Raw genomic sequence first — 2,015 nt, 5'->3', positions numbered from 1 at the left:
AAAATGGAATTGGTATCACAAGGCTTCAAATTAAAGAAACCCGTTACAGCAATGTGACGGGTTTTTTGCTATCTGGGATTTAATAAATAGCCAAGAGCCCAAACCGAACTTAATAGTGAAACCAAAGCTTCGAGCGATGATAGTGTGCATTTGCTATGTGGCTCTCCACCGCTGTGGGCACTACGACATTACACAGGCTTCAAATTGTAGAGAGCCCGAATCTAACGATTCGGGCTTTTTTACGTTTGCAGAAAAGTGAAATGTGTACAATTAACATACACTCACATCAACAGCCATCACGTAGGTCCGGCGGGCGCAGCGACTCCTGACGCTAAAATTATGTTTAATCACACCAAAATCACTCAATATCTCTGCACGCCGATAAGTATGTAGCATTTGCTATGTGACTTTTTACCGCTGTAGGCACTACGACATCACAAGGCTTCAAATTAAAGAAACCCGTTACAGCAATGTGACGGGTTTTTTGCTGTTTAGAGTTTAATAAATAGCCAAGAGCCTATGCTGAACTCAGTAGTGAAACAAAACAGCTCGAAGGCGAGCCCCACGGAAGGCCGCCCCGACGCAAAGATAGTATCCCATTTGCACTGTGGCTCTCCACCACTGTGGGCACTACGACATTCTACTGCGTAGGGCACCGACTTCAAATTAAAGAGAGCCCGAATCTAACGATTCGGGCTTTTTTACGTCTGCAGAAAAGTGAGGTTTGAATGATATACACTCGCACTGAAAAAGCTCGAAGACAAGCCTAGCCAATGATAGCGCATCATTGGCACTGTGGCTTTCGTACCAATTTCAAATTTAAAAAAACCGATACAGCAATGTGACGGGGTTTTTGCCATCCTCCGCTGCGAGATCGCTTGATAAACTTCATAGATCATCATATTTATGTTCATCTCGCTTACTTTACTTGTTAATTAACGGTATGAATACTAAGGTGAATTTATTATCTTAGTATTGCGATTAAGGCACTGGGCTGTTCTGAATGAATTATCAACTTTTTATAGATGACTCCACATCACTCATTGAATTCACACGTATTTATCTTGCTATCTTTTATACATTTGTAGCTGCTTTTTATACATACAGAATTATTTATAAAAACCGAACTACACCTTCTGGCGTCATTTTTCCAGGCAAACAATTTTGCTCTAGTTGGTGGAACCATATGGCGTTTAAGTTTTTTAGAGCTGCTATTTGGTTAGTGTGTGTTGTTAGGCTATTTATTCCAGAGTTGGATGATTATTTACTTTTATTTACCCCTCTAAATGGTTGGCCTGGCGTTATGTTTGGTAATGTATTACTAAGCGCAGGTTTCGCATTAAGTATGTTCGTACATTTTGATATGGCATCACTTTGGCGCTCAGGAATTGATCCAAATGGACCAAAAGAGCTTAAAACGACGGGGCTTTATGAGTATTCTCGAAATCCAATGTACTTAGGTGTTGCTGCTGCACAAATTGGCTTTTTTTTAGCGCTCCCTTGCTTATTTAGTTTAGTTTGTTTGCTAGTAGGGTTAACCGCATTGTATAGGCAAATAATGGTAGAAGAAGCACATTTAGAAAAATCGTTTACAGAGTCATATCAAAAGTATAAGCAGCTTGTTCCTCGCTGGCTATAGAACTCCATTTTATTAAAGTAAGATTGTTTTAGGGGCTAAATGATGAAATTTTGCCTTGTTGCCACACTGTTTATTTCCTTCATCATAGACCCGTTTATTAAGGAATTAGTATGGCTAATTTGATGTACTTTATTAACAATTAGTCTGCGTTTTATACGCTACTTTATATTATAAAATAGTACAAATTAACGCTTGAGGCGTACTTAAGGCCCTAAATAACCTGAACTCTGGATAATAAATCTATCTCGAGCAGCTATTTTCAGCGCTAACTACGTTGAATTTATTTGCAATAGGCTAGCTATTGACGCGTAAATTCGCCTTGTTTTCACTGAAAATCTCTGGCTAGAGAAAAATAAATTTAAATATCATTATGGTT

1 protein-coding gene is annotated in these 2,015 nt (G+C 38.9%); it reads left to right on the top strand.

Annotated elements, in window-relative coordinates; genetic code table 11:
* Positions 1-1,003 precede the first annotated feature (1,003 nt).
* Positions 1,004-1,639: a methyltransferase family protein gene (locus tag CWB66_RS12735; protein WP_138585671.1), complete on the top strand. Its 636-nt coding sequence runs from the start codon at positions 1,004-1,006 to the stop codon at positions 1,637-1,639.
* Positions 1,640-2,015 lie beyond the last annotated feature (376 nt).

This window comes from Pseudoalteromonas sp. S558, from assembly GCF_005886635.1.
Taxonomy (GTDB): domain Bacteria; phylum Pseudomonadota; class Gammaproteobacteria; order Enterobacterales; family Alteromonadaceae; genus Pseudoalteromonas; species Pseudoalteromonas aliena.
The sequence above is the reverse complement of the archived record's forward strand: the minus strand, read 5'-3'. Positions and strand labels throughout refer to the sequence as shown.

What these genes read in the sequence shown, in the direction of transcription:
- CWB66_RS12735 (WP_138585671.1), top strand. Translation starts at nt 1,004, where the DNA reads ATGAATTATCAACTTTTTATAGATGACTCCACATCACTCATTGAATTC.